Genomic DNA, 24390 nt, shown 5'->3' on the forward strand with positions numbered 1-24390 from the left:
GTGCGGAACCGGCCGCCCTCGAGCTGGACGGTGAGCTCGCCGCCCTCGTCGGACACCCGGTGCCCGAGCGTGGCCAGGCCCCGGAGCTCCGGCAGCACGTCGTCGATGGCGCCGTCGTTGACGACGCTGATGCTGTGCTCGCAGATCGCGATGTGCACCAGCGTCGCCCGTGAGTGGCGCAGGATGTTCGTCGTCGTCTCCCGGAGCACCTGCGCCAGCAGGTCGTCGGCGGGGGCGCCGGCGTCGCCTTCGGAGTCGACGCGGACCTGGGCCCCGGCGGCCTCGAGCAGGTTCTTCGCGTTCTCCAGCTCCGCGGCGAGGTTCAGCCGGCGCTGCCCGTACGCGAGCTCCCGGGTCTGGGCGATCGTGTCCCCGACCAGTGCGTACATCTCGCCCAGCTCCTGCTCCGCCCGTTCGGGATCGCTGTGGATCAGCTTGCGGGCCAGCGCGATCTTCAGCTTCACGACGTGCAGGGTGTGCCCCTGGATGTCGTGCAGGTCGCCGGCGAAACGCATCCGCTCCCGCATGACCGCCAGCTCCGCGTCGCGCTCCCGGGCCTCCTCGAGGTCGGCCACGACGTCGTAGAAGCGCTTGTTGGGGAACATCAGCCCGGTGACGATCGCGGTGAAGCCGGTCGGCAGGATCACGTACTCGATCACGCCGTCCGCGTCGGCCGGGCTCTGCGTCAGCAGGCCGATGAGGCCGACCGCGGCGACGTAGACGACCAGGCCGCTCGCCGCTGGACCGCGGTGGCGGGGCAGCTGGGACACCACGAGGGAGCCGACGACGGCGATCGCGTAGAACGCCCCCTGGTTCCTGCTGTCGACCACGAGCAGGCCGAAGGGCCAGGTCCCGGCGGCCACGGCCAGGCAGGGGACCGCGACGCGGGCGACGTCGCCGGCCGTCCACCGCTCGAAGGCGACCAGCGCCGCCACGATCCCGAGCCCGAGGACGGCGGCCTGCCCCCAGCTCTGGGCCTGCCGCGCCACCAGGAGCGCCCCGACGGTGGCCAGCAGCGGCAGGAAGAGGGCGAGGTTGAGCGTCCGGAACCGCCGTCGCGAGACCTGCGTCGCGGCGGCCGATCCGGCTGTGGTCGGCTCCGGGAGTGCCGGACGGGGGCTTCGATCCACGGGCGGCCTTCCGGGGCGGGGAGCAGCGGTGCGCATCATCCTCGACCCCGGCGCCTACGCCCCGGTAGTGACGCCGCGTCATGGAGGGTGCCGTGACGACGTCATGCGAGCGCCGTGACGACGTCATGCCATGAGCTGACACCACGACACTGGGCCGCCCAGACGGACGCCTGTCCCATGGAGGCATGTCCACGAACCCGGTCATCGACGTCGACGAGCTGAACGTCAGGTACGGCGACTTCCACGCCGTCAAGGACCTGTCCTTCCAGGTCGAACCCGGGGAGCTCTATGCGCTCCTCGGCACCAACGGAGCAGGGAAGACCTCCGCCCTGGAGGTGATCGAAGGGCACCGGGAGGCGGCATCGGGAACGGTGCGCGTCTTCGGCCAGCCCCCGACGGACCGGGGCGCCATCCGGCCCCGGACGGGGATCATGCTCCAGGAGAGCGGCTTCTCGGACGATCTCACCGTCTCGGAGTCCGTCCGGCTGATCGGCCGGCTCACCGGGCGGGTCGACGCCCTGGACGCCGTGCTGAAGACCGTCGATCTCTCCCACAAGACGGACACGCGGGTGTCCCAGCTGTCCGGCGGCGAGAAGCGACGACTCGACTTCGCCACCGCCGTCTACGGCAGGCCGGAGCTGATCTTCCTCGACGAGCCCACGACCGGGCTGGACATCCAGTCCCGGGACGCCCTCTGGGACGTCGTGCAGCAGCTGCGCGAGGACGGAGCCACCGTCGTGCTGACCACGCACTACCTGGAGGAGGCCCAGCAACGGGCCGATCGCATCGGCCTGATGCACCAGGGCACCTTGCGCCAGCAGGGCACCGTGTCGGAGCTGACCCGGGCCCTGCCGGCGTCCATCCAGTTCTCCCTGCCACCCGGCACCGCGACGCCGCCGATGCACTCCGCCCCGGTCTCCGGGAACGCCTACGTGGTCGAGACCTTCGACATGCAGCGCGACCTCAAGCAGCTGCTCGACTGGGCCGACGACCACGCCGTCGAGCTGCTCGGGCTGTCCGCGGCGCCCACCCGCCTGGACGACGTCTTCCGCGCCGTCGGCTCCGAGCCCGCCACCTCCTGACCCCGTACCGAAGGGAATCCGTCATGCTCCCCATCGCCCGCAGCGAACTGATCCAGATCTTCCGCAACCGGTCCGTGCTGATCGCCAATCTCCTCATGCCCGCTGCCGCGGCGGCCTTCTTCATCTACAGCCGCGACCTGCTCGAGGGAGCCGGCGGGCTCGGCTACATCGGGGCGGTGCTCGTGTTCACCGTCGGCGCGTTCAGCCTCTACGCCACGGTCGTGACCGTGCTGGCCGCCCGCCGGCAGACCCTCTTCCTCAAGCGGCTGCGGTCCACCGCCGCCAGCGACCCGGCCATCCTGATCGGCCTGGTGCTCCCGGTCAGTGTCATCGCGGTGGTGCAGGTGGCGGTGATGCTGACGGTCTTCGCCGCGGTCAGCGGGCGCCCGTCCGACGTGGTGCTCCTGGTCACGGCGATCGTCGCGGCATTCCTCATGCTGCTGGCCCTGGGGCTCGCCACGGCCGGGGTGACCAGTTCCCCCGAGCAGGCGCAGGTCACCACCCTGCCGATCAGCCTGGGCGCGATCGGCGTGGCGAGCTGGATCGGCATCGCCGGGACGGCGGACCTCACCTGGCTGAAGCGGCTGGTGCCCGGCGGCTCGGCCACCGAGCTGGTCATCGACGCCTGGAACGGCGGCGTCCCGGTCGCCGACTCGCTGCTCCTGCTCGGCCCGACGCTCGGCTGGGTCGTCGTGGCGGTCGTGCTCGCCGCGCGGTTCTTCCGCTGGGAGCCGCGCCGATGACCGCGGCGGAACTGCTGATCGTCTCGACCGCCACCCGGTGAGGACACGATGAACAGCCCCGAGCCGGCATCGGTCACGGCCGCCCGGCAGCTCGCGGCGGACTCCCGGGCGGGGCGGCGACCCGTCCGGCGCCGTCTGCCCGAGCGGACTGCGGGGCTACCTGCCATCCGTTCCCTCGGGCGCCCGGTGGCCGAGCACCCCGACGTGACCGGTTCCGCCGTTGACCCGGCGAGGCCCGCGTGGCGGCTCGACCGAGCCGCTGCCGCGGGAGATGCCGGACTGGACGAGCCGTCGGCGGCGGAGTCGCACCCGCCGCCGGACGAGACGTCGGCGTGAGGGGCGGAGGAGTGTTCGAGGAGGTGCGACGGCGTCGGGCCGCCAGGCGCGTGAAGCCCGGGAACGGGCGCCCGCTGCAGCCCTTCCGGTGGTGGCAGCTCAGCCGTTCCCTGTTCTACCTCTCCCTGCTCGACGCCGACGATCACCGGACCGTCTACGCCGTCGATCTCCGGCCGGCGGGCGACGAGGACGGCCGCGTCCTGGCCGAGCTCTACCGGGACGGCCGGCACCACGCCACGTCGAAGGTCCCCGCGGCCTTCCCCGTCGAAGGCGGCGTGATCGAGGTGGCCGCGAGCATGTTCGGGCTCAAGCGCTGCCACTACGTCACGCCGGACGGGGGAGAGCGGCAACTCGTCCCGGACCCGCGCTCCGCGGCGGGGCGTCGGGCTCGCCTCGAGCACGACCATCCGGCCCTGAGCCGGTTCATCGGCGCCGCGTCCGTGACGCTGCTCGTCCTCGGCGTGGGCGTCGTCGTCCTCGAGCTCGTGGACGCGATCGGTCGGATCCCGCCCGTGGTCGACCGCTACGGGGGCTTCGACGCCCCGCTCCAGCTGCCGCTGTGGCTCACGATCACCCTGGGCGTGGGTGCGGCGGCGGCCAGTGCGGAGCGAGCGCTCCGGCTCCGGTACCACTGGCTGCTCGACGGCGCCGCGAACTGACGCGCTGCCGGAACGCGGACCGCCGCGGTGATCGCCCCAGGGCGATCGGGCCTGCGTCGGTAGCGGTCACCTGCGTACACAGGGGGTTCTACCGACGCGAGCGTGCCGCGGTCGACGGGAACCTGACGGCATGGCCACGACGACCCGGCTCGAACAGTCCCCGGCGTACGCAGCGCGCGGGCGTGCGGCGTCCTACCCCGAGCCCCCTGTCGTGGTCGTCCGGCACCACCGCCGACCCGCCACTCCTCGTGCGGCCGGCAGTGCATCCATGGCCTCGCTCCGGTGGGAGTTCGCCTTCTACGGAGGCTTCTTCTTCATCCCCGTCGGGATGGCCGCGGCCAGCTGGCTCGGGCCGTGACCGACGGCGCGGGGACGTGGTCGGACACGCGGCGAAGGAGCCCGTGGTGAGGGTCTTCATCATCGGGATCAGCGGCGCCGTCGGGGGGCTCCTGACGAGGGACCTGACCGGTAGGGGGGACGTCGTGTCCGGACTGGTGCGTCGGGACGAGCAGCGCGCCGAGCTCGCCACGCGGGACGTCGAGGTGCGGGTCGGCGACATCGGTGTGCTGACCGCCGAGTCGCTGGCAGCCATGCTCGGCGGGGTCGACGCGGTGGTGTACACCGCAGGGTCCAACGGTGGGCGGAGGGACGTCACGGACGCCGTCGACGGCGAAGGTGTCGTCACGGCGCTCGAGGCCACCCGGCTCGCCGGGGTGCGGCGCTTCGCGCTGGTCTCGGTGCTGCCCGAGGCGTGGCGCGAGCGCGACCTCGGCGACGACGAGGAGCACTACTTCGCGGTGAAGAAGCTCACCGACGTCGCGGTGAGCCTGAGCGACCTCGACTGGCTCATCCTCCGGCCCTCGATGCTCGTCGATCGCGGCGGGACCGGGAGGGTCGCCCTCGGCCCTGCCCAACCGCACGATGAGATCCCGCGCGAGGACGTCGCGGCCACCCTGGCCGAGCTCCTGCACGAACCCCGGATCCGCCGGCAGATCCTGGAGCTCAACGCGGGGGAGACGCCGATCGCCTCCGCCGTCCGGGGGAACCTCCGATGAGGCGGCCGTGGGTCGCAGCGGGTGTCGTGGCCGTCCTGGTCGCCGCAGCCGTCGCCGTGCTGAAAGTGGTCCATCTCGGGTTGCCGTGTTGAGGCGGGGAAGGCGACTCCTTCCACGTCCACCGCGGCGCGGGCGGCACCCGGCAGCACTACCAGGTCCACCTGCCGCCGCAGTACGACGGGCGCACCGGGCTCCCCGTGGTGATGGCGATCCACGGGTGCGGGATGACCGGCTTCGGGGTGAACTCGATGAAGAGCACCACGCAGTTCGACGTCCTCGCCGACGGCGAGGGTTTCATCGTCGTCTACCCGACCCAGCGGCCCTCCGAGAACCTGATCAACTGCTGGAACTCGTCCGATCCGCGGAACCAGCTGCGCGGAGCCGGTGAGGCTGCCCTCCTCGCGGGGGTCGCACGGTCTGTCCAACGACAGGCTCGCGCTCACCGCCACCACGACCTCCGTTCCGGCTGCGGTTGACCGCCACGCGTACGAGCGCACCGTCCACGAGACCTCCGCGGGGCGCACGCTCGTCGAGTACTACCTGGTGCACGGGATGGGCCACGCGTGGCCGGAGCCCGACGGGGAAGGCCTCTTCACCGGTCCCGCCGGACCGGACGCCGCCGCGCTCACCTGGCGGTTCGCGCCACGCCACGACCTCGGCCTGCCATCGCGCTGGTGGGTGGCGATCCGGCATTTCCGGAGCTGCGTGATGGCCTCCGAGAATGCTGCTCGGCGGCCGGACCGGTGCTGGTCAGCGCGCACGAGCGCGCCCACGACCCGAGCGCCCACGGAGTGCCGCTGGCACGGGCTCGCGAGCTGAGCTGCTCCAGTGCGATGGCCGCACGGTCGGGCCGGCCGCCACGGGATGCCGCTTCGACGAGCTCGGGGAGGGCCACGTTGCTGTGCGTCATCTCGTAGGCCTCGCACGCCCGCGCCGCGGCATCCTGCGCCGCCGGGTAGTTCCCCGCCCGTTGTGCAGCACCGCCAGCGCGTAGTGGACGAACGCGACCTCGGTGCCCCGATGAGGTCCGCTTGCCGCGCCGAGATCGGCCGCGTGCAGCGCGGTCGTCTCCACCTGATGGCCGCGCCGCGCGGCGAGGGCGAGCTCGGCGTAGCGGGCCCCCGGGTGCACCCGCCTCAGCCGGCATCTGCGGCTCCGCGCTGCCGGTGAGCGGAGCGCCCTCAGCGGTCGGAGACCGCTGGAGCCGGGTGCCACCGGAGGGGATCGTCCTCCAGCGCGGCCCGGTCCCAGCGTCCGAGCTGCGCGGCCGCCTCGTACGTGGTGCTGAGGAACTCGGCGACCGCGCGGTCGGGGTCGGGCGCGGCGCGGGCGACCTCGTAGGGCAGCAGGAACTGCTGGAACTCGGTGCTGAAGTAGGCCCCGTCGGGACCGATCGGCTGATCGGCGAAGCCGACGGGTGCGGGGTAGGCGTAGGAGTAGAAGGCGCCCTCCTCTCCGCCACCGGGCCAGAACCCGCAGCTGGACAGCTCCCGGGAGTAGCCCTCGACCATGACCCAGTCCCCGCAGTTGGGCGCCCCGCCGGGGTGTGCCGGAGCAGGGCGCCCGGAGAAGCGCGTGCAGGCGAGGTCCATCGCGCCCCAGAAGAAGTGCACCGGGCTGACCTTGCCGACGAAGGAGGACCGGAACTCGCCGATCACCCGGTTCGCCTGCAACAGCTGTCGCCAGAAGAGGGTGACCGACTCGCCGTCGTAGGAGGAGTGCTCGTGGTCCTCGGCGAAGGGGATCGCCGGGTCGACCTCGTTCGGGGAGGGCCGGATCGATGCCTCGATACCGAGCCGGGCGAGCACGTCCAGGGTCCGGGAGTAGAACTCGGCGACCGGCATCGGCCGGAGCGGGAAGCCCCCGACACCGCCGGTGCTGCTGCGGACCTCGAGCCGGTGGCCGAGGAAGTCGAACTCGATCTCGAAGGCTCCCGTCCCGTGCGGGATGGCCGACGTCGTCAATCCGCGCGGGCTGACGTAGAGGGTCACCTGCCACCAGTGGTTGAGCAGCGGGGTGTGGGCCATGCGGATCTTCCCCACGATCTGGGTCCACATGTGCAGGGTGTCGCGGGTGGCGGTCCAGTCCGAGACCCGGAGGGTCGGCCAGTTCGTCGTCGGGTCGGTCATCGGTACTCCGGGTTGGCGTGGTCGGGGTGCGAGCCGGCGTCCCAGGCCGTGCGCTGGTTGCCGTAGGCGGGGATACCGCCGGCGCGCCGCATCATGGACGCGAGGTGCAGCAGGTTGTAGGCCATGAAGGCGATGCTGCGGTTGGTGAAGTCGTTCTCCGGGCCGCCGGAGCCCTCGTCGAGGTAAGTGGGGCCGGGGCCGACCTCGCCCAGCCAGCCCGCGTCGGCCTGGGGCGGGACGGTGAACCCGAGGTGCTGCAGGCTGAAGAGGATGTTCATGGCGCAGTGCTTGAGACCGTCCTCGTTGCCAGTGAGCAGGCAGCCACCGACCCGCCCGTAGTAGGCGTACTGGCCGTGCTCGTTGAGCACGCCGGAGTAGCCGTAGAGCCGCTCGATCACCCGTCGGGTCACCGAGCTGTTGTCGCCGAGCCAGATCGGTCCGGCGATGACCAGGATGTCGGCGGCCAGGACCCGGGTCAGCAGAGCCGGCCACTCGTCAATCTCCCACCCGTGCTCGGTCATGTCCGGGCGGACGCCGGTCGCGATGTCGTGGTCGACAGCGCGGATCTGGTCCACCGATGCGCCGTTCGCCTCCATGATCGCCACGCTGCGATCGATCACGCCCTGGGTGTGGCTGCGTTCGGGGGAGCGGTTGAGGGTGCAGTTGACGTACGTCGCGCGCAGCCCGGAGAAGTCGGGCTGCTCGATCCTGGCCGGGGCCACTAGTCCGTGGCCTTGGCCGGAGGAGCGTTGAAGAGCAGGTCGCGGTACTCGTGGTGGTTCCGTAGCCAGCCGAGGATGAAGGGGCAGATCACCAGCGCCCTCAGCCCGCGGTCGCGGATGTCGTCCAGCGCGGCGCGGGCCAGCGCGCTGCCGACTCCTCGGCCCTCGAACGAGGCCTCGACCTCGGTGTGGGTCAGCACCACCAGCTCGCTGGTCTCCTGGTGGTCGATGAAGCCCGCGATCGTGGTCCCTCCGGCAGAGGCCTCGTAGCGCCGCCGGTCGGGGTTCCTGGTCACGGTGATGTCAGCCGACATGATCGTCATGCCCTTCTGCCGTAGGTGGTGGGGTCCGGAGTGCCGGCGGCCGGCGGCGGGTGTGCCGTCCGGCCCCCGGGTCCACGGCCGGTCGCGATGCGCATCGGGTCGACGTCGATCCCTCTCCGGTCGTGTCGGCGCGGATGGCGGGACCGCCGGCGTCGTGGCGGTGTCCGGACCCGGTCTGCCGCCGCGATACCCGATCGGCACGCCCGTGCTCTTCCCCTGCCGCGCCGTCAGACTGACAGCGGCGTCGAAGGCCTCGCGTCGGTGAGATCCACGTAGGTCGGCGTCGTGCGGCACGGCGCCGGAGGCGGGCGTGGTGACCGCCGGTGGACAGCTACGTGGGTTCCACCGACGCGAAGGCGCCACCACAGGGACGAGCCTCACGATGCGGCAGACCGGCACCACCGGATCAGCCGGGCACCGTCCATCGTCAGCGCGCCGAGAAGGAGTCGGATCATGGGCTACCTCACCGTGGGCAGCGAGAACAGCACCCCGGTCGAGCTGTACTACGAGGACCAGGGGGCGGGCCAGCCCGTCGTCCTGATCCACGGGTATCCGCTGAGCGGTGCCAGCTGGGAACGCCAGACGGGGGAGCTACTCGCCGCCGGCTACCGCGTGCTCACCTACGACCGGCGCGGTTTCGGCCGGTCGTCGAAGGTGGGCTCCGGCTACGACTACGACACGTTCGCCGCCGATCTGAAGACGCTCCTGGAGACCCTCGACCTCCGGGACGTCGTCCTCGTCGGCTTCTCCATGGGGACCGGTGAGCTCGCCCGCTACGTCTCGCGGTACGGCTCCGACCGGGTCGCGAAGCTCGCGTTCCTCGCCTCGGTGGAGCCCTTCCTCGTCGAGCGGGACGACAATCCCGAGGGCGTGCCGCAGAAGGTGTTCGACGGCATCGAGGCCGCGGCGAAGGGTGACCGCTACGCCTGGTTCACCCAGTTCTTCGGCGACTTCTACAACCTCGAGGAGAACCTCGGCAGCCGGATCAGCCAGGAGGCGGTCACCGGCAGCTGGAACGTCGCCTTCTCCAGCGCGCCGGTGGCGGCCCACGCCGTCGTCTCCTCCTGGATCGAGGACTTCCGCGCCGACGTCGAGGCGGTCCGCGACAGCGGCACGCCGGCGCTGATCCTGCACGGCACCGCTGACAACATCCTGCCGATCGATGCCACGGCCCGCCGCTTCCACCGGGCTCTCCCCGATGCGCAGTACGTGGAGATCGAGGGCGCTCCGCACGGGCTGCTCTGGACGCACGCGGCCGAGGTCAACGCCGCCCTGCGCAAGTTCCTCGGCTCGGCCCGCGACGCCCGGTCGACGTGAGACAGCGCGTGCCCAGAAGCGTGGGACCCGAGCAGCCCGGGACCACCGGACGGCGGGGCCGCGCCTGATCCGGTGGACGGCCGGCCGCTGCCCCCGGGGGTGGGCGGCTGGCTTTCCCGGCCGTCGTTCCCAAGCGCACTCCCGCGGAAGGGGGCGAGCACGTGCGAGACGTGTCGGACGCATTCCTGCTCAGCACGGCCGGGATCTCCGCGACCCTGCTCGGCACGTTCACCGTCGGGGTGCTCTTCTACCTCAACTCCTCGCTGCACCACGCGCGCGGGTCGGGCGGGGCCGCGGACCGCTACATGCGGTCCGGCGCCCGGTGGGTGCTCGCGGCCTACAGCCTCCCGCTGCTCGTGCCGATGGTCCTCGTGGGGATGGGACCCGTTTGGGCTGCGGCCTCGTTCGCACTGCTGGGCGCGGCGCTCGTCGCGGCGACCGTCGACACCTCCCGCCGGATCATGGCGAGGGGGGCGACGCACATGTCGCCGTCCGTCGCCGTGAACGAGATCGCGACGACCGTCCTGGTCCTCCTGCTGGTGGTCCTGCCGTGGGCCGCCGCGGGGTGGCTGCCTCCTCCGTCGGCATTCGTCCCGTCGCTGCTGCTCGCGCTCGTCGCCGCCTTCACCAGCACGGCGACCGTCGTCATGTACACCTTCGACCGCGCCGAGGACGAGGCGGCGGAGATGGAGGAGCGACGGTCCTCCGCGGCCGGGTGAGGGGAGCCGGCGCCTCGGTCAGGGGAGCCGGAGTTCCCTGAGCTGTCGGCGGGACGTGATGCCCAGTTTCCGGAAGATGTTGCGCAGGTGGGCCTCGATCGTGCGAGGGCTGAGGAAGAGTTGCGCGCCGACCTCGCGCGACGTGGCGCCCGTGGCCACGAGCCGCGCGATGTGCAGCTCCTGGGCGGTGAGCGCATCGGTCGGCTGCGCGGTCCGGCTGCGCGGGTGCTCCCCGGTGGCGCGCAGCTCGCGGGCGGCGCGTGCGGCGAACGCGGCGGCCCCCATGCGCGTCAGCTGGTCGTGCGCGGTGCGGAGCTGGTCCCGGGCGTCCTGACGCCGGCCCTCGCGGCGCAGCCACTCGCCGTAGACGAGGTGGGTGCGGGCCAGGTGGGCCGCCATCCGGGAGTTCGTGAGCTCCTCGATCGCCTCGCGGTAGTCGTCCTCGGCGGTCGGGCCGGTGCCGATCAGGGCTCGCGAGCGGGCCGCCAGCCCGAGCGCCCAGGGGGTCCCGGCGGCGTCGGCTCGGGAGCTGAGCTCCTCCGCCGCGGCAGCCGCCTCCTCCGGTCGACCGGCACGGACGCACGCCTCGACCAGCTCAGGGAGACCCGCGCTGCTCAGCGACAGTTCCCGGGACCCGCACAGCCGTGCCGCGGCCTCCCGCGCTGCCGGGTAGTCGCCCAGCCCGTTGTGCAGCACCGCCACCGCATACCGGGCCAGGAGGATCTCCGTGCCCTCGTCGGGGTAGGCCACGTCCTCGGCGATGGTGGCGTCGAGCGCCGTGGTCCCGGCGGAGTCGCCACGCCAGGCGCTCAGGATGACGTGCGCGTGCCGCAGCCGGACGCCGCCGGTGGCCAGCGTGATCGTGGTCGCCTCGGTGGCGAGCTCGTCGGCTCGGGCGAGCTCGCCCATCAGGACCGACGTGATGGACAGGAAGCTCAGCGCCGCGGGGAGCGTCGCCAGCCCCCCGGCCTGACGAGCCAGCTGGACGTTGCGACTGGCCAATGTGGAGAGCAGCCCGTCGTCGAAGACCGCCACCGCGTTGCGGGCGGCCAACCACAGCCAGTGGTCGCTCCGGCGGTCCTGCTCCGGCTTCGTGAGCGGGGCGTCGCGGAACGCCTCCAGGGCACGCCGCAGCCCGGGTGCTCCCGCCGCGTAGCCACCCGTCAGGGCCTCCGCAAGGCCATCGAGGAGCAGATCGACGGGTCGCGCCGGTGTCTCGGCCGGGGGAGCGGCCAGGGCTGCCCGGGCGATCTGCACGGCGTCGCCCTCACCGTTGATGACCGCTGCGTCCAGAGCGTGCAGGTAGGTCTCGCGGGACAGCGCGGGATCCAGCGGGGCGAGCATCTTGGCCGCGTCCAGCAGCATCCCCGGCACGGTGCTGTCGCGGGTCAGGTGGAACGCGATCTGGGCCCGCAGCAGTTCGAGGCGGGCGTGCTGCAGGGCGTCCAGCGGTCCGGCCGCTGCGATCGCCAGCAGCTCCAGCGCGACGGCGGACGCGCCGGCCTCGTGCTTGGCGTAGGCGGCTTCCAGTGCCCGTCTCGCACGGGTGGCCGGCTCGGGGGTCAGCTCGGCCGCGTGCTGCAGGTACGCGCCCGCGGCGGCCACCCCGCCCCGGGCCTGTGCCCGGCCGGCCGAACGCTCCAGCGCCGCGGCGGCTTCCTCGTCGACTCCGAGCACCGCCCGCGCGCGGTGCCAGGCACGGCGATCTGGGTCGACCTGCGGATCGGTCGCCTCGGCCAGCGCACCGTGGGCGCGGCGACGATCCGGTGGGGTGGCCGCCTGGTACACCGCCGAGCGCACCAGCGGATGACGGAACCGCACCCGGATATCGATCTCCAGCAGCCCGGCGATCTCCGCCGGCGCAGCTGCCTCGCGGCCGATCCCCAGCCGTTCGGCCGCGCGCCAGAACACCTCCGCCTCGCCGGTCGGCTCGGCCGCGGCGACCAGCAGCAGGAGCTGCGTCTCGGCCGGCAAGCTGCCCGAACGGTGCTGGAAGCTGTCCTCGACGCGGCGAGGGACGTCCGGCCCGTCGGGCAGCTCGAACCCGCCGGCCAGGTGTGCCGGCTGCGCGCTGCGGGGCAGCTCCAGCAGCGCCAACGGGTTGCCACGTGCCTCGGCGACGATGCGGGCGCGGACGACCTCGTCCAGCGGTACGCGCGAGGTGGCGGTCAGCAACGCCCACGCGTCGGTCTCGCCGAGCCGATCCAGACGGAGCTCGGATATCCCGGAGAACGGGGAGACCTCGTCCCCCTCGGGGTCGCGCACCGCGAACAGGAGCGCCAGACGTTCGGCGCCCACCCGCCGGGCCACGAACGCCAGGACCTGCGCGGACGCCTGGTCCAGCCACTGCGCATCGTCGACCAGGCACAGCAGCGGGTCCTCCTCGGCGATCTCGGCCAGCAGGTGGAGCACGGCCAGGCCGACCAGGAACCGGTCCGGCACGGCACCGCCCCGCAACCCGAACGCCACGCCGAGGGCGGCCTGCTGCGGTTCGGGCAGCGCACCCACGCGATCGAGCAGGGGTGCACACAGCTGGTGCAGGCCGGAGAAGGCGAACTGCGCCTCCGACTCCGCCCCGACCGCATGTTCCACCCGGAACCCGGCGGAGACCGCGGTGCCGCGGACGTGCCCCAGCAGCGCGGTCTTGCCGATGCCGGCTTCCCCGCGCACGACGAGGGCGGCGCTGCACCCGGCACGCGCGCCGGCGAGCAGCTGCCCGACCACCTCGCGCTCGGCGCGCCGGCCCACGAGCTCCACCAGGGCTCCCCGTCCGTCGCCGGCTGCCGTCATGGCCAGCCTAGGTGCCCTCCACCGACGCGAACGTGCCGCGCGACGTCCCTCGCGTACAGCAGTCCCGTCGCTTCGGGAGCCCAGGCCCCCGGTGATGCCGATGTCGCTCCGCCCCTCGGACAGGCATCAGGCCGCTGGTCAGCCGAGGATCCCGCGCTCGTAGGCCGTGGCCACGGCGGCGGCGCGGTCACGTACGCCGAGCTTCTCGTAGACGTGGACGAGGTGCGTCTTGACGGTCGCCTCGCTGACGAACAGCTCCTCGGCGATGGCCCGGTTCGACGTCCCCTGGGCGACGAGGGCGAGCACCTGCCGCTCGCGGGCGCTCAGCGATCCGGCCGCGGACGGCGTCCGGACGTGCGAGGCGAGCCGGCCCACGACGGCGGGGGAGAGCACCGTCTCGCCGACCGCGGTGGCGCGCACCGCCTCGAAGAGCCGTTCGGCCGGGGTGTCCTTGAGCAGGTAGCCGGTGGCCCCGGCCTCGATCGCGGCGATGGTGTCGGAGTCGGTGTCGTAGGTCGTGAGCACGAGGACGGCGGCGCGCAGCCCCTCCGCGCGGAGGGCGCGGACGGCGTCGACGCCACCGCCGCCCGGCATCCGCAGATCCATGAGGACCACGTCGGGGTCGGTGGCGCGCACCTGGGCCACGGCCTCGGGGCCGCTGGCCGCCTCACCCACGACCTCGAAGTCGGGAACCCCGGCGAGCATGCTGCGCAGGCCGTCACGGACGACGGGGTGGTCGTCGGCGACCACGATCCGGATGGTGCCGGGCATCAGGCCGCCTCCCTGGCGAGCTTCGGCAGCCGGACGGACACCGCGGTCCCGGCACCCGGCCGGGACTCGAGGGTGAGCCGGCCGGCGAGGCGCTCGGCCCGCTGGCGCATGCCGCGGAGCCCGAACGAGCTGGCCGTCGTGGGAGCGGAGGCGTCGAAGCCGGTGCCGTCGTCCCGGACGTCGAGCACCACCTCGTCGCCGTCGTAGGACAGCGTCACCCCGACCCGGCCGGCCGCGGCGTGCTTGGCCACGTTGGTGAGCGCCTCCTGCGCGACCCGGAGCACGGTCGCCTCGACCTCCGGGTGCAGGGGCACGGCGTCGCCGACGACCACCACGTCGGCCCGGACCGCCCGGTCGGCCGCCCAGTCGTCGACCACCGACGTGAGCGCCTCGGGCAGGGTGGCGCCGTCGAGGTCCCGGGGCGCCAGGCCGAGCACCGAGCGGCGTGCCTCGCCGAGCGCCTCCCGCGCCAGCCGCAGCGCCCGCTCCTGGCGCTCGCCGCCGACGGCCGCCTCGAGCTGGGTCACGATGCCGGCGAGCCCCTGGGCGATCGTGTCGTGGATCTCGCGCGCCAGCCGCTGCCGCTCTTCCTGGACGCCGGCCTCCCGCGCCTGGACGAGCAGCTGCGCGTGCAGTGCGGCGTTCTCGTCCAGCAGCCGCTGCAGGTCGGCGTTGAGCCGCTCCAGCTCTGCGTTGCGCTGTTCGGTCTGCTCCGCCAGCCGCATGAACACCGTCACCAGCCCGGCGTTGAGCCCGACCAGTGCGAGGAAGACCACGATCTGGATCGGCTCGTCCGGTGGGAACCCGCCGGACTGGGCGCCGGCCTGGGTGATCGCCACGACGGCGACAGCGACGTAGATCCAGGCGCCGCGCAGGGCCGAGTACGCGTCGATGTAGCCGATCCAGGCGAAGATCGCGTACCACGGGTTGAGCCAGCACAGCGCGAACGCGAGAGCCGTGCGCCCGACGTAGTTCGCCGCGCCCGGGGCGGGCGTGAGCGCCATCCACGCGGCCGTGAGGCCGGACAGCGCCAGGGTCACCCGGACGTCGGCGGCGTCCCCGATCTCGGGGGCGGCGATCGTGGCGACCGCGGTGCCCAGCGCGAGCAGGGCGAACGGCAGCAGCCGCAGCACCTGCGCCTCGGTCATGACGGGCATCCTGGCAGCCGGCCGTCACTCCCAGCGGAACGCGCGCACGGAGACCAGCGCGAGCACCGCCGTCCAGCCCATCATCACGGCGAGGTCGGCGCCGTCCGGGGTGCGGCCCACCAGCGCGTCGTTGAGCGCCTCGGCGGCGGCACCGAGGGGCGTGCGCACGACGACGTCGTGCAGCCAGCCGCCCATCGACTGCACCGGCAGCCACACGCCCGCGGTGAACATCGTCGGGAAGAAGACGATGGTGCCGACCGTCTGGACGGCCCGGGCGCTCCTGGCCGAGGCGGTGATGACGGCGCCGATGGCGAACGTCGCCGCCGTCGCGAGCACCGTGCAGAGCGCGTAGAAGGCCAGGCTGCGGGGGAGCAACACGCCGTAGGCGAGGCGGGCGACGCCGAGCGCCAGGACCACCGAGACCAGGACGGCGGCCGCGTGCAGGCCGACCTGGGCGGCCAGCAGCGCCCCGGGGTGCACGGGGGTGGTGCGCAGCCGGCGCAGGACACCGTGCTCGCGGTAGCCGGCGATCACCGCCGGCATGGCCAGGATCGCGGCCATGATCATGGCCAGGAGCACGGCGATCGAGGCGTAGAGGTCGACGACGCGCTGGCCGCCGAGGCTCGGGTCCGCCTCCCGGAAGTCGGGGATCGCGCCGAGGATCAGGAGCAGGATCGTCGGGAACAGCAGGATCCAGAACAGGGAGCCGAGCTCCCGGCCGAAGAGCCGGGCCTCGGCGCGCAGCACCGCGGCGCCGGCACCGCCGGTGCCGGATCGGGTGTCGGTGGTCGGGGTGGTGTACATGGCGGTCATGCCGGCTGCTCCTCGCTGGTGGTGGACGTGAGGTCGAGGTAGGCGGTGTCGAGGGAGCCGTCGACGATGCGCAGCCCGGACGGCGTGACGCGTTGCTGCCGCAGCCGGTCGAGGACGGCGAGGGCGGCGCCGTCGGCACCCTCGACGACGATGCGGCCGGCGTCGGCACGGACGCTGCTGACGCCGGCCGCGGCGCGGAGATCCTCGAGATCGACGGCGGCCGAGGCCGTGAACGTGGTGACGGTGGCGGCGGTGGCGCCGCGGATGAGGCCCTCCGGAGTGTCGAGGGCTCGGATCCGGCCGCCGTCGATGATGGCGATCCGGTCGCAGAGCTGCTGGGCCTCCTCCATGGAGTGGGTGACCAGCAGCACCGTCACGCCGTCGGCGCGCAGCTCGCGGACGATCTCCCACACCTGGCGCCGGGCCTGGGGGTCCAGGCCGGTGCTCAGCTCGTCGAGGATCGCCACGCGGGGCCGGCCGACCAGGGCCAGCGCGATCGACAGGCGCTGCTGCTGCCCCCCGGAGAGGTCGGCGAAGCGGGTGCCGCCCTGGGCGCCGAGACCGAGCCGGTCGACGAGGCCGCGCCACGGCACCGGGTCGTCGTAGAAGGAGCTCCAGAGGGTGAGCGCCTCGTCGACGGTGATCTTCGGCTGCAGCCGGCTCTCCTGCAGCTGGACGCCGAGCACGCGGGTGAGCGCCGGGCGATCGGCCCACGGGTCGATGCCGAGGACCCGGATCGCGCCGCCGTCGCCCACGCGCAGACCCGCGATGGACTCCACCGTGGTGGTCTTGCCGGCGCCGTTGGGGCCGAGGATGCCGAAGACCTCCCCCTCGCCGACCTCGAAGGAGACGTCCCGGACCGCCACCTTCTCGCCGTACCGCTTGAGAAGGCCGTCGACCCGCACCGCCGGGGAGGCGCCATGGCATGGTTGCGCTGTCATGCGTCCAGCCTCGTGACCGGCGCCCGCTCGGACATCGGACGACCGGCGACGATCGGGATCCATCGATCGGTGGATGTCCGTCCGGCCCTCGGCGTCCGCACGGCCGGAGCACCCCCGGGCGGGCGGGTCCCCTGGCAGACTCACGCCGTGACACGCCAGGGGTTCGGGGCGACACGCCAGGAGTTCGGGGCGGCCCTGCGTCGCGTGCGGGAGGGCACGGACCCCACGACCGTCGGGCTACCGGCGGGCGGCCGACGGGTGCCCGGGCTGCGGCGGGAAGAACTCGGTGAGCTCGCCGGGATGTCCGCGGACTACGTCCGCCGATTGGAGCAGGGGCGCAGCCACCCCTCGGCCGGTGTGGTGAACGCCGTCGCCCGCGCCCTGCGGGTCGGGCGTGCCGACTACGAGCGGCTCAGCGCGCTGGCCGGGTACGCCGCCGCGGACGGGCAGGTGCCGACCGACCTGGGGCCGGGAGCCACGCGGCTGCTGGAGCGGTTCCCGGACACGCCGATGATCGTCACCGATGCGGCGATGAACGTCGTCGCGGTCAACAGCGGGTTCCTGGCCCTGGAGCACTGGGACCTTCCCGGGGAGCGCTGGGAGTGGAACGTGGCCTGGCGCATCTTCTGCCACCCGTTCACCGCCTTCCAGCAGTCCGACGCCGACGCGACCGCGCACGAGGCGATCCAGGCAGCCCAGCTGAGAGCCGCGCTGCTGCGCTACCCCGGCGATGCGTCGCTCGCCGCCCTCGTCGACGAGATGCGGACCCGGAGCCGGCGGTTAGACACGCTGTGGCGGGCACCGCGACCGGTGGGGGCCTACGAGAGCAGCGCGACCTTCACCCAGTCCGACGGGGACTCCGTCACGCTCGTCGGGAACCTGATCGCGATCCCCGGGGACGACCTGGCGGCCGTCATGCTCACCGCGGCGCCGGGTTCGCGCGATGCGACCCGGCTGGCGGAGGTGGTCGGCGCAGCCGATGGACCGGCGGTCGTCAGGGTGGGCCAAACCGGCCCAGGATGACCGCGCTGCAACCTGCCACGTTGGGTGCCGTCCCGAACGACACACCCGAGAGAGCAGGTCCAGGCGATGAAGGCAGTTCGTTTCTCCGAGGTCGGCGGTCCCGACGTCCTGCGGTACGAGGACGTCGACCAGCCCACGCCCGGCGCGGGCCAGGTGCGGGTGCGGGTGGCGGCCTCGGCGTTCAACGCCGCCGACGCGGGCATGCGCGGCGGTTTCCTCCCGATTCCGGTCGTGCTGCCGCACGTGCCCGGCTACGACGTCTCGGGCACGGTCGACGCGCTCGGTGAGGGCGCGGGCGGGCTGCGGGTGGGGGACGCGGTGATCGGGTTCCTGCCGATGGAGCGCGACGGGGGAGCGGCGGAGTACGTGATCGCCCCGGCCGACGCGCTGGTCCCGGCCCCCACGACCATCCCGCTGCCCGACGCGGCAGCGCTCCCGTCCGTGGCGCTGACGGCCTGGCAGGCCTTGTTCGACGACGGCAAGCTGACCGCCGGGCAGCGGGTGCTGATCAACGGTGCCGGCGGCGTGGTCGGCAAGTACGCCGTCGCGCTGGCCAGGCGGGCCGGCGTGCACGTCGTGGCGACCGCCAGCCCGCGCAGCGACGCCGCCGTCCGCGCGGCCGGCGCCGACCAGATCGTCGACCACACCACCACGGACCTGCTGGACGCGGTCGACGAGCAGGTCGACGTGCTGCTCAACCTCGCCCCGATCGATCCCGACCGGTTCGCCGCGCTCGTGGCCCTGGTGCGCGACGGTGGCAAGGTCGTCAGCACCACCGCCTTCATGGCCACGCCCGGTGACGAGGCCCGCGGCGTCAGCGCGGCGACGGTGTTCGTGCTGCCCGACCGGAACCGCCTCACCGAGCTGGTGTCCCTGGTCGACGGCGGGGCGCTGCAGGTCGAGGTCACCCGCCGCATCCCGCTGGCCGAGCTGCCCGCGCTGCACGCCGAAGCCGCCGCCGGTCGCATCGAGGGCAAGGTCGTCGTCCAGCCGGCCTGACCCGGGCTGCCCGAGCACGGGCCCGCGGCGACGCCGGCGGGGGAGCTCCTCCGTCAGCGGACCTCCGTCACGCGGTCGGGTGCGCGCCGGAGAAGGCGCCGAGGGCTGCTGCCCTGGCGCGCGAGAACCGTGCCCGTGTCGGACAGCCGCCAGGTCGCTGCCACGACCCGGCCGTCGCGCAACCAGTCCTCGCGGACGACGGGACGGCGGAGCTGACGCAGGAGCCACTCCGCCGCCCAGGTGGCGTGCTGCTCCGGGGTGGCGTCCACCCCGATGACGGTGAGGCACTCCGGGGAGTTGCCGTCGTGGTCGTCGAGAGGGTGGTCGTCGCCCCAGACACCCTGCAGGACGTACCCGCCGGAACGTCCTGCCGAAGGTCCACCGGTCCAGAAGCCGACCTGCAGAGGACGACGCAGTTCCGAAAGCCCGGGCACGTCGATGTCGATGTAGAGGGGGAGGCCGATGTCAGCCGCCCACGTATGGCCCGGTGAGAGCCCATCGAGGGTCCAGCCGCCGACTTCCTCACGCAGCCGGGCCAGGTAGGCGGTCTCAGCCTCGTTCCGCCCCGGTTGTCCGCCGAACCACTGGGTCTCGCCGCTCACACCGGCTCGCCACCGTGCGCAGACCCCTGATCGCCGACTGCCTCGTCGATGGCCCGGCGGTACTGGCCCCCGTCGAAGACGAAGGGGCCGAAGTCGGTGTAGTCCCGGCGGGGGCGGTGCGGCTGCTCGAAGCGATCCCAGACGACCCGGCCTGCGGAGCGGCGGATGCGGGCCCGCAGGGGCCAGCACCCCGGAAAGCCGCAGTCGCAGTCCAGGAGCGAGACGGACGGGGCGGGCCACGGCCGTTCTCGTCCCAGGAACCGCTGTGCGTCACCCAGGTCGGCCAGGATGGCACGGTCGTATCCGCCCACGACGTCGAAGGACCGGGCGCCCTCGTAGGCGGTCACCAGCTCGGTGAGCGGGACGTCGTCCACGTACGGCATGACCTCCCAGGCTCCCTCGTGGGAGGCGAGGACGAAGCGCACGGACGCCCCGCTCCATCCACTGGGGTCCGCCACGCCGGCAGGGTAATCGGGACTACGCAGCCAGCTGCTGGAACGACACCACAGCGGTTCGCAGCTCAGCTGCCGCCGGAACAGCGGCGGAGAACCTCTTGCGGTGGTCGTCGTCCGGCGTTCCAACGTGGCTTCACCACCGTGGCCAGACGGCTCCCCGCAGACCGACGAGAGGGATTGCGCGCTCCGCTGTCCGGGATCAGCAGCTCCATGACGCGGGCGCGCCCGAGGAGGCGACGTCGCCGTGGCTGCCTCGAGCCGGGCGGTGCTCGTGACCGTCGAGCGCCGGCTGGACGAGTTGCTCCCGGGGGAGAGGAGCAGGAGCGGGTACTTGGGCCCTTACGAGCTGTCACGCTCCTGCCACGCTGGACAGTCGATGCGTCGGTCGGGAGGGAGGCGGCGATGGACGTCGATGCACCACGGGTGGCGTTGCTCGACGGTTTCCTGATCCACGCCCCGGTCGAGCGGCGTGGTGGCGGCGAGCTCCCGCACACGGTCCAGCGGCTCGTCGCCCACCTGTGCCTGTGCGGTCGCACGCCCCGGTCGGCACTCGCCGGTCAGCTGTGGCCCGAGGCGTCCGAGGACCACGCGCACGGCAGCCTCAGATCGGCCCTGTGGCGGCTGCAGAAGGCGCTGCCCGGGCTCGTCCGCGTGTCCGGCGTCCACCTCTGCCTCGCCGACGGTGTGCGGGTCGACGTCCACGAGTTGGCGCACTGGGCCGCGCGACTGCGCGACCCGCGGTCGCCGCTGGACGACGTGGCGGTCCCGGCTGCGGCGATGCGGGGCGAGCTCCTCCCCGGTTGGTACGACGACTGGGTCATCCTCGAACGGGAGCGGCTGCGGCAGCTGCGCCTGCACGCGCTCGAACTGGTCGCGGCGCGGCTGATCGCAGCGGGGCGCTTCGGTGACGCGCTCGAGGCCGCGTACGCGGCGGTCGGCGCCGAGCCCCTCCGGGAGAGTGCGCACCGCACGGTCATCCAGGTGCACATGGCCGAGGGGAACGTCGCCGAGGCGCTACGGGCGTACGAGTACTTCCGCCACCTCTTCGACCGCGAGCTGGGGGTGCGGCCGAGCGGGCAGATGAGTCGTCTCGTCGCGGGCCTGCTCGGTGTCCCGTCCCCCCGGCCCGGGGGACGCGTTCCCCAGCGCTGACGCGCCTCCGGCAGGTCGGCCCGGCCGTGCCGGGCCGACCTGCCGCGAACCGCAAGGGCCGCGGCCTCAGCTCCTCAGCGGCTCAGGGCTGCATGGCGAACCGGAGGAGCTGCGGCATGTCGAAGCTGCCGTCGTCCCGCGCCATGGGCGCGGCCGGCGTCCAGTTCGGCTCGACGTTCACGTAGGACAGCGGATCGTTCGCGAGCAGTCCCAGCAGCACCTCGGCGACGATGCGCCCGCCCACCGGACCGAGCATCCGGCCCCCCTCCAGGAGCTCGGCCTCCTTGAGCACGTAGAACCACAGCGGCGGATGCATGGCCAGAGCCGCGTCCAGATCGGCCAGGCCGAGCTCGTTGGCGGAGAGCGGCGTGATGCCCATGGCTCGCGCGACCGCCGTCCCGGACGGCAGTGCCAGCCGCAGGCCCCGCTGGAGGTTCCGCTCGGCGAGCGAGTGCGGCGGGTCCGACGCGATCGAGCGCGGCAGGTCGGCCAGTGCGCCGGCCAGCGACGTGTCGATCTGCAGGCTGGGCATCGGGTCCGTTCCCGACCCGGGCATGTCGAAGAGGAACTTCCACTCGACGGCCCACTGCCCCGGCAGGCGGCGGAAGCCGTTGAGGTTCGACAGCTCGTCGGGCGGGTTCTGCGGGCCGAAGACGGGGATGGGCCCGGTCTGTCCCTTCACGAAGTCGTTGATGAAGTAGCGGCCCCGGATCATCGAGTGGCCGAACCGGTACGCGGCCACCGCGAACTCCACCGGGATGTAGGCGCTGTTGGTCGGCTCGTAGAAGCGGAACCGCGGGCGCAGGAGCGCGATCGCCGGCCGGCCGTGGACGACGAGCTCCTCGACGCGCAGGATGTCGTCGACGACCTCCTGCCCGACCACCCGCGGCAGGAAGTCGTGCACGACCACCCACTGGTAGTGCCACCGGACCAGGCGCTGGACCTCCTTGAACAGGTTGTCACCGGTCAGCGGACTGGTCTGTGCCACGGCCTCCATCACCTTGTTGTGGAACCGCAGCATCGTGCAGTGCAGCTGGGACACCAGCAGGTTCTCGTCGTTGCGCGGGTCGCCGATCAGCGCCCGGCCGAAGAAGTTCTCGTGGCTGCCGCTGCGGCGGGGGATGTTGCGCGGTAGGTCCGGGCCCGCACCGCTCGCCTCGCCCGGGACCTCGCCGACGTCCTCACCGAGCAGGAAGCGGGTCAGGCCACCGGACTCCTCGTACATGTAGGGCTGGTCCGCCGGGCCGCGGCCGTAGACGGAGTCGAGGTCGAACCGAGGCGTCCGGAAGTTGTGCAGGGCATCGGGGTCGTTCTGGCGCTGGAGGCTGGAGACGGGGTCGAAGGTGATGTCGTGGTCGATGAACTGACCGAGGTAGGTGTACCCCGACGGGATCGTCGCGTTCTCCCTCGGCTGCCCGGGGGCCGTCATCCTCGCCGCCAGGGCGGTCAGGGCACCCGGCTGGTGCTCGAAGACCGGGAGGTGGCGGAACATCCGGCCGAACCGGCCGCTCGTGAAGGAGGACGACGGCAGGACGTCGACGCCCCGGTGCAGCCGCGAGTGTCGCTTGGGCTGGGTGGGTGTGGTGTTGGACGGGGTGATGACGTCGGGGCGTCCGACGTCCTCGGCATCGCGGGTGGTCATGAGCGGATCCCCTTCTGCGTCGGGTGCTTCGCGGGGGAGCGCTACGGCTCGGGCCGGTCGACCGCCGGCGGCCGATCCCGTGCGCTCATCCCCGCGCGCTGATCCTGGGCGGCGGGCGTCACTCCTCCGTCACGACCGCGTCAGCGCAGCCGACGTCCCCGCCGGCTGGGCTGGTTCCCCACCGGCGGCGACGTCCGGGCAGGACCTGGAACGCAGTCCCGACCGCCGGGCACCACCGGACAGGTGGACCTGGCTCAGCTCGCAGGGCTCAATTCGCAGAGCTCAGCGAGCAGGTGTTCAGCAGCTCCGGGTCGGTGGCGCCGTTGCCGGCCGGGCGGGGCACGGTCGTGCTCGCCGGCGGCCGCTCGCGGTCCTCGACCCAGGCGGTGAGGGCGTCGAAGGCGGTCCGGAAGCAGGGCAGCATCGGGCGGAGGGTGTCGGGGTCCAGCCCCACCAGGCTGTCCACGTGGTTGCCGCCCTCGATGCGGTAGTAGCGGTGCAGCCGGCTCCGGTACTGGTCGGCGACCATCTCGGCGTAGACGTCGCTGTCGGTGCTGATCGGCAGCAGGGTGTCCAGCGTCCCGTGCAGGGTCAGCAGCGGCTTCTTGATCTTGCCGGTCAGGCTGATCCGGGCCAGCGCTCTGTGCACGTCCTCGGACTCGGGGCCGGCGAACCACGCGTCGTAGGCGGCGTCACTGGGGCACGGTGCCAGGATCTCGGCCAGCGTCGTCCCCGCCGTCGCCCCCGGGCAGTCCGGGTCGTACGCCGGGTCGAACTCGGCCCGGTAGATCTTCTGCGTCAGGCTCCAGTACACCTGCTGGTGGTAGGGCCACAGCGCCTCGGACCCGCGGGCGAAGCCGGCGGCGTACATGTCCTCCGCGTCGGCCTGGCCCAGGACGTAGCGCACGGCCGTGGGCAGGTAGGTGAACAGGTTGGGCCCGTCCGGCGTGAACAGGGTGCCTTCCCAGTCGACGCCGCCGTCGTAGAGCGGCGCGCGGTTCTCCAGCTGCCAGCGCACCAGGTAGCCGCCGTTGCTGATGCCGGCCATGTACGTCCGCTCGGGCCGGTGGCCGAAGCGCTCGCGCAGCGCGCCCTGGGCAGCGATCGTGAGCTGGGTGACCCGGTCGTGCCACTCGACCACGGCGTCGCCGGGCCGGTCGCCGTCCAGGTAGAAGTCGGGACTGTTGTTGCCCTTGTCCGTGGAGGCGAAGGCGAAGCCCTGGGCGAGGACGAAGTCGGAGATCAGGAAGTCGTTGGCGTACTGCTTGCGGTTGCCCGGCGCGCCGGTCACCACCAGGCCGCCGTTCCAGTCGTCCGGGATGCGCAGCACGAACTGGCTGTCGTGGTTCCAGCCGTGGGTGGTGTTGAAGCTCGAGGTGTCCGGGAAGTAGCCGTCGACCTGCAGCCCCGGCACACCGCTGGGGTTGGCCGTGCCGGGCGCGTGGAGGGAGAGCCAGTCCGTCTGGTCGGTGTACTGGCCCGCGGGTGCCTGGAGCAGCCCGGCGGTGGTGATGTCCGGCAGGCAGGCGGTGACGGCCAGCTCGGCGCCGGGCACGTGCACCGTGTCGTCGGCGGTGCAGGGCTCGCCTCCCGGACCGTGGCCGGGCCCGTGGCCGCCCGGGTGCGCGGCTGCCGGCCCGGCCGGCAACGCGAGTGCCACCGCGGTGCCGAGAGTGAGGAGCAGGGTGGGACGTCGTCGCAGGCGCATCAGTTCTCCCTCGGCGGATCGGCCCCGAGATCGTGACGCAGGTCACGGCGCAAGGCAAGGGTCAGCCCTGAAGACGCTCGACCGGCGACAGGATGCCCGTATCGACTTATATAAGGAGGGGAGGTAGGGTC

At 72.9% G+C, this 24390-nt stretch carries 22 protein-coding genes and 2 pseudogenes; 11 read left to right on the forward strand and 13 right to left on the reverse strand.

Features of this window, described 5'->3' with window-relative positions; all coding sequences use genetic code 11:
• Positions 1-173: 173 nt before the first annotated feature.
• Positions 174-425, forward strand: a pseudogene (locus BD833_RS23450) (hypothetical protein); the annotation flags it as partial.
• Here BD833_RS23450 and BD833_RS06075 read toward each other — a convergent pair.
• A pseudogene (locus BD833_RS06075) lies at positions 342-1169 on the reverse strand (histidine kinase); the annotation flags it as partial. The pseudogenes BD833_RS23450 and BD833_RS06075 overlap by 84 nt on opposite strands.
• Before the next feature lie 146 nt (positions 1170-1315).
• Between BD833_RS06075 and BD833_RS06080 the strand changes: the two are divergent.
• The 5 genes from BD833_RS06080 (at position 1316) to BD833_RS06100 (ending at position 5481) form a co-directional block, all read left to right on the forward strand.
• Positions 1316-2212: an ABC transporter ATP-binding protein gene (locus BD833_RS06080; RefSeq protein WP_166532232.1), complete on the forward strand. Its 897-nt coding sequence runs from the start codon at positions 1316-1318 to the stop codon at positions 2210-2212.
• 23 nt (positions 2213-2235) lie between these two features.
• Positions 2236-2955 carry an ABC transporter permease gene (locus tag BD833_RS06085; RefSeq protein ID WP_166532233.1) on the forward strand — a complete coding sequence of 240 codons (720 nt, stop codon included), beginning with the start codon at positions 2236-2238 and terminating at the stop codon, positions 2953-2955.
• Between the two features lie 359 nt (positions 2956-3314).
• Positions 3315-3950 carry a hypothetical protein gene (locus tag BD833_RS06090; RefSeq protein ID WP_208092376.1) on the forward strand — a complete coding sequence of 212 codons (636 nt, stop codon included), beginning with the start codon at positions 3315-3317 and terminating at the stop codon, positions 3948-3950.
• 404 nt (positions 3951-4354) lie between these two features.
• Positions 4355-5005 carry an NAD(P)H-binding protein gene (locus BD833_RS06095; protein ID WP_166532234.1) on the forward strand — a complete coding sequence of 217 codons (651 nt, stop codon included), beginning with the start codon at positions 4355-4357 and terminating at the stop codon, positions 5003-5005.
• A gap of 161 nt (positions 5006-5166) precedes the next feature.
• On the forward strand, positions 5167-5481 hold the full coding sequence (locus tag BD833_RS06100) for a PHB depolymerase family esterase (RefSeq protein ID WP_166532427.1): 315 nt from the start codon (positions 5167-5169) through the stop codon (positions 5479-5481).
• A gap of 705 nt (positions 5482-6186) precedes the next feature.
• Here BD833_RS06100 and BD833_RS06105 read toward each other — a convergent pair.
• The 3 genes from BD833_RS06105 to BD833_RS06115 are packed head-to-tail and all read right to left on the reverse strand — an operon-like array spanning position 6187 to position 8179.
• On the reverse strand, positions 6187-7134 hold the full coding sequence (locus BD833_RS06105) for a DUF5996 family protein (protein WP_166532235.1): 948 nt from the start codon (positions 7132-7134) through the stop codon (positions 6187-6189).
• Positions 7131-7856 carry a flavodoxin family protein gene (locus BD833_RS06110; protein WP_166532236.1) on the reverse strand — a complete coding sequence of 242 codons (726 nt, stop codon included), beginning with the start codon at positions 7854-7856 and terminating at the stop codon, positions 7131-7133. The genes BD833_RS06105 and BD833_RS06110 overlap by 4 nt, the downstream gene beginning before the upstream one ends.
• Entirely contained in the window at positions 7856-8179 is a 324-nt protein-coding gene (locus BD833_RS06115) for a GNAT family N-acetyltransferase (RefSeq protein WP_208092377.1), read from the reverse strand. The genes BD833_RS06110 and BD833_RS06115 overlap by 1 nt, the downstream gene beginning before the upstream one ends.
• Positions 8180-8632: 453 nt before the next feature.
• On the opposite strand from BD833_RS06115, the gene BD833_RS06120 reads away from it, so the two are divergent.
• Entirely contained in the window at positions 8633-9496 is an 864-nt protein-coding gene (locus BD833_RS06120) for an alpha/beta fold hydrolase (protein WP_166532237.1), read from the forward strand.
• Positions 9497-9657: 161 nt separating this feature from the next.
• Positions 9658-10215, forward strand: a complete 558-nt coding sequence (locus BD833_RS06125; protein WP_166532238.1) for a hypothetical protein — start codon at positions 9658-9660, stop codon at positions 10213-10215.
• An 18-nt stretch (positions 10216-10233) separates the two neighbouring features.
• Here BD833_RS06125 and BD833_RS06130 read toward each other — a convergent pair whose 3' ends face one another.
• From BD833_RS06130 to BD833_RS06150, 5 genes are all read right to left on the reverse strand, one after another.
• On the reverse strand, positions 10234-12972 hold the full coding sequence (locus BD833_RS06130; RefSeq protein ID WP_243737476.1) for an ATP-binding protein: 2739 nt from the start codon (positions 12970-12972) through the stop codon (positions 10234-10236).
• A 171-nt stretch (positions 12973-13143) separates the two neighbouring features.
• Positions 13144-13776, reverse strand: a complete 633-nt coding sequence (locus BD833_RS06135) for a response regulator (RefSeq protein ID WP_166532240.1) — start codon at positions 13774-13776, stop codon at positions 13144-13146.
• A complete protein-coding gene (locus tag BD833_RS06140) occupies positions 13776-14924 on the reverse strand; it encodes a sensor histidine kinase (protein ID WP_208092378.1) in 1149 nt (382 codons plus the stop codon). The genes BD833_RS06135 and BD833_RS06140 overlap by 1 nt, the downstream gene beginning before the upstream one ends.
• A gap of 24 nt (positions 14925-14948) precedes the next feature.
• Complete coding sequence (locus BD833_RS06145) at positions 14949-15737, reverse strand: ABC transporter permease (protein ID WP_243737477.1); 789 nt, start codon at positions 15735-15737, stop codon at positions 14949-14951.
• Complete coding sequence (locus BD833_RS06150) at positions 15734-16678, reverse strand: ABC transporter ATP-binding protein (RefSeq protein WP_166532242.1); 945 nt, start codon at positions 16676-16678, stop codon at positions 15734-15736. Before BD833_RS06150 ends, BD833_RS06145 begins: the two co-directional genes overlap by 4 nt.
• 147 nt (positions 16679-16825) lie before the next feature.
• Between BD833_RS06150 and BD833_RS06155 the strand changes: the two genes are divergently transcribed.
• Together BD833_RS06155 and BD833_RS06160 are read left to right on the forward strand one after the other, a co-directional pair.
• Complete coding sequence (locus tag BD833_RS06155) at positions 16826-17701, forward strand: helix-turn-helix domain-containing protein (RefSeq protein WP_166532243.1); 876 nt, start codon at positions 16826-16828, stop codon at positions 17699-17701.
• Positions 17702-17767: 66 nt separating this feature from the next.
• Positions 17768-18700 (forward strand): NADP-dependent oxidoreductase, encoded by a 933-nt coding sequence (locus BD833_RS06160; protein WP_166532244.1) that lies wholly within the window; start codon positions 17768-17770, stop codon positions 18698-18700.
• Positions 18701-18753: 53 nt separating this feature from the next.
• Here BD833_RS06160 and BD833_RS06165 read toward each other — a convergent pair whose 3' ends face one another.
• Positions 18754-19302, reverse strand: a complete 549-nt coding sequence (locus BD833_RS06165) for a hypothetical protein (protein WP_166532245.1) — start codon at positions 19300-19302, stop codon at positions 18754-18756.
• Positions 19299-19760 (reverse strand): hypothetical protein, encoded by a 462-nt coding sequence (locus BD833_RS06170; RefSeq protein ID WP_166532246.1) that lies wholly within the window; start codon positions 19758-19760, stop codon positions 19299-19301. The genes BD833_RS06165 and BD833_RS06170 overlap by 4 nt, the downstream gene beginning before the upstream one ends.
• Before the next feature lie 399 nt (positions 19761-20159).
• Here BD833_RS06170 and BD833_RS06175 point away from each other — a divergent pair, with 399 nt between their 5' ends.
• Positions 20160-20909 (forward strand): AfsR/SARP family transcriptional regulator, encoded by a 750-nt coding sequence (locus tag BD833_RS06175; RefSeq protein ID WP_166532247.1) that lies wholly within the window; start codon positions 20160-20162, stop codon positions 20907-20909.
• Between the two features lie 82 nt (positions 20910-20991).
• Here the strand turns inward: BD833_RS06175 and BD833_RS06180 are convergent, their stop codons facing one another.
• Entirely contained in the window at positions 20992-22551 is a 1560-nt protein-coding gene (locus tag BD833_RS06180) for a peroxidase family protein (protein WP_166532248.1), read from the reverse strand.
• 268 nt (positions 22552-22819) lie between these two features.
• Positions 22820-24259 carry a 3-hydroxybutyrate oligomer hydrolase family protein gene (locus tag BD833_RS06185; RefSeq protein ID WP_166532249.1) on the reverse strand — a complete coding sequence of 480 codons (1440 nt, stop codon included), beginning with the start codon at positions 24257-24259 and terminating at the stop codon, positions 22820-22822.
• Positions 24260-24390: the final 131 nt, after the last annotated feature.

It is taken from the genome of Blastococcus xanthinilyticus (assembly GCF_008124835.1).
In the GTDB taxonomy this organism is placed as follows: domain Bacteria; phylum Actinomycetota; class Actinomycetes; order Mycobacteriales; family Geodermatophilaceae; genus Blastococcus; species Blastococcus xanthinilyticus.

What these genes read in the sequence shown, in the direction of transcription:
- BD833_RS06105 (WP_166532235.1), bottom strand. Translation starts at nt 7,134, where the DNA reads ATGACCGACCCGACGACGAACTGGCCGACCCTCCGGGTCTCGGACTGG.
- BD833_RS06160 (WP_166532244.1), top strand. Translation starts at nt 17,768, where the DNA reads ATGAAGGCAGTTCGTTTCTCCGAGGTCGGCGGTCCCGACGTCCTGCGG.
- BD833_RS06120 (WP_166532237.1), top strand. Translation starts at nt 8,633, where the DNA reads ATGGGCTACCTCACCGTGGGCAGCGAGAACAGCACCCCGGTCGAGCTG.
- BD833_RS06150 (WP_166532242.1), bottom strand. Translation starts at nt 16,678, where the DNA reads ATGACAGCGCAACCATGCCATGGCGCCTCCCCGGCGGTGCGGGTCGAC.
- BD833_RS06145 (WP_243737477.1), bottom strand. Translation starts at nt 15,737, where the DNA reads ATGACCGCCATGTACACCACCCCGACCACCGACACCCGATCCGGCACC.
- BD833_RS06140 (WP_208092378.1), bottom strand. Translation starts at nt 14,924, where the DNA reads ATGACCGAGGCGCAGGTGCTGCGGCTGCTGCCGTTCGCCCTGCTCGCG.
- BD833_RS06180 (WP_166532248.1), bottom strand. Translation starts at nt 22,551, where the DNA reads ATGACCACCCGCGATGCCGAGGACGTCGGACGCCCCGACGTCATCACC.
- BD833_RS06185 (WP_166532249.1), bottom strand. Translation starts at nt 24,259, where the DNA reads ATGCGCCTGCGACGACGTCCCACCCTGCTCCTCACTCTCGGCACCGCG.
- BD833_RS06135 (WP_166532240.1), bottom strand. Translation starts at nt 13,776, where the DNA reads ATGCCCGGCACCATCCGGATCGTGGTCGCCGACGACCACCCCGTCGTC.
- BD833_RS06115 (WP_208092377.1), bottom strand. Translation starts at nt 8,179, where the DNA reads ATGACGATCATGTCGGCTGACATCACCGTGACCAGGAACCCCGACCGG.
- BD833_RS06175 (WP_166532247.1), top strand. Translation starts at nt 20,160, where the DNA reads ATGGACGTCGATGCACCACGGGTGGCGTTGCTCGACGGTTTCCTGATC.
- BD833_RS06080 (WP_166532232.1), top strand. Translation starts at nt 1,316, where the DNA reads ATGTCCACGAACCCGGTCATCGACGTCGACGAGCTGAACGTCAGGTAC.
- BD833_RS06085 (WP_166532233.1), top strand. Translation starts at nt 2,236, where the DNA reads ATGCTCCCCATCGCCCGCAGCGAACTGATCCAGATCTTCCGCAACCGG.